This is a genomic window from Microcoleus sp. MON1_C5 (assembly GCF_036701875.1).
Lineage (GTDB): Bacteria > Cyanobacteriota > Cyanobacteriia > Cyanobacteriales > Microcoleaceae > Microcoleus.
Genome location: NZ_JAUBRN010000111.1, coordinates 1 through 8518, shown reverse-complemented (window position 1 = coordinate 8518; position 8518 = coordinate 1). Strand labels below are relative to the sequence as shown.

At 42.4% G+C, this 8518-nt stretch carries 2 protein-coding genes; one reads left to right on the top strand and one right to left on the bottom strand.

Annotation, left to right across the window (positions count from 1 at the left end; genetic code table 11):
• The first annotated feature begins 671 nt into the window (after positions 1 to 671).
• Positions 672 to 1913: a response regulator gene (locus QUA71_RS28280; protein ID WP_333290214.1), complete on the top strand. Its 1242-nt coding sequence runs from the start codon at positions 672 to 674 to the stop codon at positions 1911 to 1913.
• Between the two features lie 354 nt (positions 1914 to 2267).
• On the opposite strand, the gene QUA71_RS28275 is transcribed toward QUA71_RS28280, so the two are convergent.
• Complete coding sequence (locus QUA71_RS28275) at positions 2268 to 8387, bottom strand: AAA family ATPase (protein WP_333290212.1); 6120 nt, start codon at positions 8385 to 8387, stop codon at positions 2268 to 2270.
• Positions 8388 to 8518: the final 131 nt, after the last annotated feature.

Here is an 8518-nt window from a genome sequence, read left to right as displayed (position 1 = left end):
TGACATTTTCGGGTTCTATATTTTTTACTTCGTTCAAGTCAGTTACATGATACCTCATCTTTCTGATAAAGGCTATACGTACTAAGTCACCGTGCTATCCCACTGTTAAAAAACGCGTTTCTCGACGCAAAAAGTCTTCAAGATTAGCTGTTTAATCTTCTACCTCTTGAATTTTTGAGCAACAGCTTGCCTTCTATTCAAAGGCAGCTACTTTTAGCTGCGACCTTTTTTTAGTCTAAACTCCAGTAATCTAATTGTCGGCGCTAATCGGCGGATGTTTTTATTTGACAATATAAAAAGTAATCAAGGCTTGTCTTTTGGATCAAGACAAGACTTGATACTGAGTTATACGGTTGTCCGCTAGGTAGCGAACTCAGATTTATGAAAAATGAACCAGTTTTTCGGATTTTTTAAGAGCTTTATATATGTCAAAGAGTCGAGGTTGTAGGCGTTCAGGGGGTGACAAGCAACTTAAAAGCCTTGCAATTAAAGGGTTTAAGCCGATCGCCCTCAAAAAGAATTAGGCGGCCGTGATCTCCTTTTTCGGGTTTCGACAAGGTGGAATCAGGATCGGGGGCGATCGCCCCGGATCGTAATTGTCAATAAGTCTGTCATAATATCTATTAGAAATTTTTCCACCGACTTAGTACGGTGCATAACTCAAAGTTAGGGTGCAAAACTTAAAAACCTTACCCGATGAGATTGATTTGTACATGACTTTTGAACAAGCCCTAGAATTTATCGAAGCAGCCTTAGAGTCCAAGACAAGTAAACCCTTAAATTTTCTTGAGAAGGAAATTTTAAAAGCTGCTTGGAAAAACGCAACTTATAGTGCTGTTGCTGACAGCTTGTACCTCAGCGTAGGACATATCAAAGATTCCTCTTCCCTCCTGTGGCAGCGCATTTCAGACGTAATGGGAGAAAAAGTTACTACGAATAACTTCCGCTCTCTGGTAGAGAAGCAAAGCACCACAAGTGCGATCGCCGAGGCAAAACTCGAAGGCGAACCTATGACGATCGCTGCGACCGGAGGAAGTGACAGCGATGAATTAGAAACTTGCAAAGGCAACATTTTAATTGTTGATGACCTCCCAGAAAATCTGCATTTTCTCACAGAACTTCTGACTAAGCATGGGTATAAAGTTCGCTGCGTCACCAATGGTACGATGGCCTTGAGGACTGTTCGCAATCATCCCCCCGATGCTATATTGCTGGATATTAAAATGCCAGACATGGACGGCTATCAAGTTTGCGAAGCCCTCAAATCCGATGAAAACACCTCAGAAATTCCGATTATTTTCTTAAGCGCACTTGACCAAGTATTTGATAAAGTTAAAGCTTTTAAAGTAGGGGGAGTTGACTACATCTCTAAACCTTTTCAGTTGGAAGAAGTGCTAGTTCGCCTCGAAACTCAGGTCACTATCCAGCACCAAAAACGCCAGCTTAAAGAAGCAATCGAGCGACACCAGCAAACCGCAGAAATTGCCTACCAATCTCGCAGCCTGCTGGCAAATTTGCTAAACTCATCTCTGGATGGAATAGCCGCAGTACAGGCGGTGAGGGGAGATATCGCTGGAGAAATTGAAGATTTTCGCTGCTTGGTAGTTAACCCTGTCTTTGCCAGACTCTTAGGGAAAAAACGAACAGAACTCGCGGGCGAACCCCTGCTGAAAAAACTGCTTAATCACTTGAGTCCAGCATTGTTTGATTTATTAGTAGAAGTTGTTGAGACTGGAGAATTGCTTGAAGGAGAGGTTCATCTAGAAAGTGATTACCTTGGCAAATGCTATTATTTAACTGCTGTGAAATTGGGAGACGGTTGCTCAATTACCATCCGCGACCTTACCGACTTAAAACAGTCGGCATTAAAGTCAATGATTGAACAGAACCAACCACGTACTAGCATCAAATAGCATAAACGGGACTTACGCAATCCGATCCAGAAACCGGGTTTATGAAGTGCATTAGGGACACGGCACCATGCCCACTCGTGTCAACTTAACATACAACCAATAGTCCGGCAGGGAATGAATTCCCTGCCTCAAAGTGAAAGTCTTCTGAAGAGGACTGAGAAGAAAAATTTTAAACTCATTAGTCCTCTGAAGAGGACTTTAGCTATTAGACAGGGAATTCATTCCCTGGCGGACTGGCGGGCCCACTAGCGGACTTGGCGGACTGACAGCTTAAGTTGTCACCAATGCCCTGGGCCGTTTCCCTACGGGGAGCGATCCTAGGTGTACTTCCTAAACCTGCAATCTGCTGTATCATCATTCACCAATCAAGGGTTCAGTTAAATCGAGAATCTTCTCAAACTGAAACTTATTCACCCAATTTCTGAGAGTTTGAAGCTCGAAAGCGTGAGATTCAGGAATCTCCTCTAGGAGTTGAAAAACTAATTCCGAATCCGCGTCAATAGCTGCTTCATATAATTTTACTCTCCATTTTTTTGACATCGCTGCTAATAAATCAGTGAAATTTAACGGTTCTCCAGTCACATTAGAAGGGGAAGACGGTAGCTCTTGCTCCTGATAAATATAACCGACTCCCAAATGTTTAGCCATGATGTCAAAGATGGCTTCTGTGTGGAACGGTTTTCGCACAAAATCATCACAACCAGCCGATAAAATAACTGCCTTTTCTTCTTCCCACACGCTAGCAGTAATAGCAATAACAGCAGTAGCTTGACCTTTAAGGGTGCCTTTAATGCGTTTCGTGGCTTCATACCCATCCATAACGGGCATTCTCATGTCCATCCAGATGAGATGGGGTGAGTAGGAATCCCAAATTTCAAGCGCTTCAATGCCGTTACTCGCTTCTTCCACTTCAAAACCAACAGGTTTGAGGAGTTTAACTAACAGTTGCCGATTGTAATCTCGATCGTCCACTACTAGGATGCGATATTGGGGTTGGTTAGGCGCTAGGGCAACGACGCGACGACTGTGGGGTTGGTTGTGAATGGCGCTGGCATCAGCGATGCCCACAGGAATGTCAAATTTAAATGTTGTGCCCGTTGTGTCTTCTAAAAATGCCTTGAGAGGCATTCCAGGGGTGAAAGCTTTACCGTGACTAATGACTGTTATTTCACCTCCCATCAAGCGGACAAACTGACGGCTAATCGTCAGTCCTAATCCGGTTCCTTGCTGCACTTTTTGACCGGATGCTTTTTGCACGAAGGGTTTGAATAGATTCTCCAGTTCCTCTGCCGCAATGCCAACTCCCGTATCTTTTACTTCAAAGGTAATGGTTGTTGATTGTGGGTTGTTGGTTGTTTTTGTTTCGGCTTCAGTTTGGGCTTTTACCTGTTTATTTTTTACTTCTAAAGACACGCTTCCCGAAGAGGTAAACTTAACGGCATTACTGAGAAAATTAATCAGCAATTGCCGCAACTTAACTTCATCAGCGCAGATATATTTAGGAACATCTGCGGCACTTTCAAATCGTAAGTATAAGCTTTGAGCGGTGGCTTTCAACGCAAACATATCCTCTATTTCAGCTAAAAAGTGATGAAAGCTAAAATTATTTTCAGATAGCGTCATGCGTCCCGCTTCAACTTTGGAAAGGTCAAGCACCTGATTAATTAGAGATAATAAATGCTCTCCACTGCGCTGAATGATGTTGAGGTTCTCTTTTTGTTCAGTTAACAGATTTGTATCTTGATTCATCAGTTGAGAAAAGCCGAGAATGGCGTTCAGGGGAGTTCGCAATTCGTGGCTCATGTTGGCAAGGAAAGTGCTTTTGGCGAGGTTGGCGGCAACGGCTGCTTCTTTAGCTCGTTCGAGTTCTGCTTCAACTTGTTTGCGCGCGCTGATATCTCGTCCTACGGCCTGGAATTCAACAATGCAACCGGAATCATCAAATATCCCTCGGTTAACCCACTGCGTCCAACGCACTTCGGAGCTAACAATCACCCGATTTTCAATTGTGACAACGGGATTTTCTTTGCTAATGGAATTAACGAGTCTGGTTACATATTCGCGGTCTTCTTCAAACACGACAGGTTCGTAGTGATGCCCGATGAGTTGTTCCCTTGTCAGTCCAAAAAATCGACAGTAGCCTTCATTGACAAAGGTAACGGTACCATCTGGCAGATACCGGGCAATCAGTTCTGTCTGGTCTTCCAGAATACCAAGGTAGCGTGCCTCGCTCTGCTGCAGAGCCTCTTCTGTTTTTTTGCGCTCGCGAATTTCCTGTTCTAAGCGGACATTTTCGATGAGCGTAATCTGTGCCTGCTTGCGTTCGCTAATATCTTGAAAAGCTGCGATCGCATATTCTACATTACCCGTTTCATCAAAAATTGGGGTGCTAGTTACTTCTAAGGGAACGATTCGCTCACTGTAGTGCAGTTCCAAATCATCCGCCCATGTTTTTTCACCGCGAAGCGATCGCACCAAGGGTAGCTGTTGGGCTGGATACATCTGGCCTGTGCCTGCCCGATAAATGTGATAGGTTTTTGAGAGTTGCTCGATTTCGGCTTTGGGTAAATCTTGAATATTCAGTAACTGCTGTGAAACTGGATTGGCGTAAACCAGTTGTCCTTTGGTGTCGTGAACGGATATGCCAAAAGGAATGGCATTAAGGAATTTATTCAGGCGATTTTGCGTCGATTGTACCTGAGTGTAGAGTCTGGCGTTGGTAAGGGCGATCGCCGCTTGTGTTGAGAGCAATTGAATCAGTTGCAGGCGATCGGGTGTAAAAACGCCATCTGCTAAATTATTTTCCAAGTAAACAATGCCAATTAATTGCCCTTGATTGAGTAGAGGGGCGCACAGGATAGACTTGGGCTGCTGTGTTTTGATATAAGCATCTTGGGTAAATCGGCCTTCACGGGAAACATTGGTTTCAATCAGTCCTTTTTTAGTCCTCTCAACATAGTGAATAATCGACAAAGGAAGACAGGTTTCTATAGCAGTAGATTGCAACACCATCACTTGATTTGAGTTAGCCTCACCTGACGCTTCGACTCTTAGTTGTCCTTGAGACTCTAAAATTAGATAGCCAGTTTGTGCGCCGCAGCTTTCCAGCAGGATTCTCATCAAAGTCTTGAGGAGCTTATCCAACTCAATTTCACTGGCAATTGCCCCAGATGCTTTCATCAAGGCTGCCAAATCCAGGAGTTCACCTGAAGTGCTGTTAGATGTATCAGACAGGTTGCTGCGCGATTGAGCCGAGAAATCGGCTGTGGTAAAACGCTTTAAAAGTTCTGGATACTGCCGTTTCAAATCAGTCAATTTAGCTGTTGCACCCCAACGTAAATAGCAGTAGTAAGCATTTGTCATATAGGCTTTGGCCACTTGCTCTTTTCCCCAAGCGATGTAGAATTTGGCAGCCAGTTCATTAGCCAAAGCCTCTTCGTTGATGTAGTCATGTTCTTTGGCTAAGGCAAGGGCGCGATCGTAGTAGTCGATCGCCCTAGCCTTTTCCCCCAAAACTCGATATCGTTCTGCCTCCACTAGATAGAATTTATGGAGGTGAGTCATTGGAGCAAACTGCGCCCATTTTTTAAGCTTTTTCTGGTTGGCTTTCACCTTCTGGAGGATGAGTTTTTTCTCGGATTTTGGTGCCTCAGAATAGATAGCCAGATAAAGTAAAGAATTGTAGAAATGGTAGAGAGGAATAGTACCTACAGCGCTATCGCTATATTTTTCGGCTGATTTAGCATTTTCTATAGCTTGCTGATAGTCTTGAAAAAGATAGCAGAGAAATAGCTTGTAAAAATAGACCGAGCGACAAAGGTTTTGAGCATTCGCCTCTCGATGCAGGGGTAACATTTTTACTTCATCATAGCTCTCGCCAATTAAAAGACACTTATCTTCAGCCTGTCCCATCAAGTTCAATAAAACCTGTCTATTGAGTTGGTTATAGTAATATGATGTTTCTTGCTTCAGTTGGCTGAGGGTATTACTGTACATTGCCATCTCTGCCTCGACTGTTGCCAATTCCTTCCCCAATACATAGGAATGATAGCAGTATACACAAACTGAATAAGCTGCATATTCTAAGTCTCCAGTCTGTAGGGCTATCGAGTAAGCATCCCGCAAAGGGTTTAAAGTTTCCCTAAGATGGTCTTTCCAATGTTTGACAAAGTAATTAACAATAAATATGGTTCTGGCTTTGAGTTCTTTAGCATTAAACTTATCGAGTAACAAGAGAGCAAGTTGTCCAAATTTATAGCCAGTCTCAATGTCTCCTACGGTTTCGCCAGACAGAATTAGTCCGTAAGTAGCATAGGCACAAGAAGACACAGAAGTATTCCCATATTTGATGGATAAATTTACCTGTTTAAACACCATTAGCGGTAGTAAGTCAGGTGTGGAAAAATGGGCAGCGGACACTATACCTGATAAGATACGCATAGCTGCAAACTTATAAGGGTCAGTCATCACGGGTAAGTCGATTAAGTCCTCGATTCGCTTCCCTGCTAAACTTAACTTAGTCTTCACCAGTTCAAGGAAAATATTTAATTTTGTTGGTTTTTTGGGAAAGCGAATCCCCAACAGCTTTAATACTGAAAGTGCCGTATCTATCGCTTCTAACGGTTGGTTTTGTGCTGTATAGGCTTGAATCTTGACTTCATAGACTTTCACTTTGTCCAGCAATGAAGTAGCTTGTTGAAGCACAATGTCAGCCAATTTTTTCATTTCCTCAACGTGGCCACTTAAGATAGCAGCTTCTACTGTTTCCACATAAAGTGCCAGAGTTAGGTCATACTGACGAAGCCAACTATCTGCACTCAGGCAATTTATACCAATTCTTAAGTAATTCCAGGCGGGTTTCCAAGCTGCTGATGCCTTCGCTTTTTTGCCAGCAATGAGATTTAATTGAGCAAGTTTATCTCTTTCTAACTGAACGTCAATTGCTTCAATACCGAAGTTGAGCTGATTGACAATATCAAAAATATTTTGTTGGAGTACCTGTGGTGGTGTATTTTGTAACAACAGTTGCCCGACTTTCCAGTGAACCGCTTGCTTGTCGTCTGGGGGAATTAGGGAATAGGCGGCTTGCTGGATGCGATCGTGAGCAAATTTATAAGTAATTTTTAATTCCTTTGTATCTTGGTCTGTTTTCAGAAATTTGTAATCATCCCCAACGGGTAATATCAATCCTGCTTGAATAGCATCCCATAATTCATCCGCCGTTTCTTTTTGAGAAGTTTCATTAATAATTGAAAGGGTGTGTAAATCCAATTGGTTGCCAATGCAAGCGGCTAATCGTAAAACTTTTTGTGCTGATTCTGATAAGGTTTGAATTTGCTCTGCCATGAACTCAACAACGTTATCAGTAATATTCCTAGTTATAATTTGCTCTAAATCCCAATGCCAAGCCCCAGCATTCAAATCAAAAATCAGCAATTGCTCTGTATAAAGTGACTTGAGAAACTCTTTAATAAAAAAGGGATTTCCTTGGGTTTTTTGCCAAACCAACTCGGCTAATATTTGCGTAGGGACGCACTCAGTTTTCAGCGTATCCGCAATGAATTCATTAACCTGGTTTAAATTTAAGGGTAAAAGAGAGAGATGATTAATTACTACTCCCTGTTTTTTCATCTCAGATAAAGTCAGCATAGTAGGATGAGTTGCACTGACTTCGTTATCTCGATAAGCTCCGATTACAAACAGATATTGAGTAGTAAAATCGGTCATTATCAACTGGATAAATTCCAACGTAGCGCTGTCTGTCCACTGAAGGTCGTCTAGAAATAGGACGAGGGGATGTTCTTTTTGGCAAAAAACATGAATAAATTTTTGAAACGCTAAATTAAACCGATTTCGTGCTTCTGTTGCAGGTAATTCGGGGACGGGATTCTGTTTGCCAATAATCAGTTCAACTTCGGGAATGACATCAATAATAATTTGTCCGTTGATTCCTAATGCCCGTCGAATCTTCTCTTGCCACTGTTGTAATTGCGCTTGAGTTTCGGTGAGTAATTGTCGTACTAATTCTTGGAAGGCAGCGACTAAAGCTTGATAGGGAATATCGCGTTGCAACTGGTCAAATTTACCTGCAATAAAGTAGCCTTTTTTTTGAGTTATGAGCTTATACAATTCCTGAACTAAAGCTGATTTCCCAATCCCAGAGTATCCAGAAATTAGCATTAGTTCAGTTTGTCTTTGTAGCGGCCATTTTTGTGAATCAGTTGTAGTTGGGTTTCTCGCGTCTACTTGTTTCTCTTTTCCCGAAGCTACGCGCTCAAATGCAGCCACTAAGGACTCAATTTCTGATTTTCTCCCGTACAGTTTTTGAGGGAGTTGCAATTGAGGAGAAATATCTTGGTATCCCAAGGAAAAAGCTTTAATTTTTTTGCCATTTCTAGATTGAGCGAGACATTGTTTTAAATCAGCGTTGATTCCCCAAGCACTTTGATATCTATCTTCCGCCGTTTTGGCCATTAATTTCCTGACAACTTCTGAGACTATCAAGGGAATTTCGGGAGTGATTGTATGCAGGGCTATTTCATTCTATTTGAGTAGTGGATATAGTAGTAAAGTATCGTACTCATGCCCGGGAGCTGCTATGTCTC

What these genes read in the sequence shown, in the direction of transcription:
- QUA71_RS28275 (WP_333290212.1), bottom strand. Translation starts at nt 8,387, where the DNA reads ATGGCCAAAACGGCGGAAGATAGATATCAAAGTGCTTGGGGAATCAAC.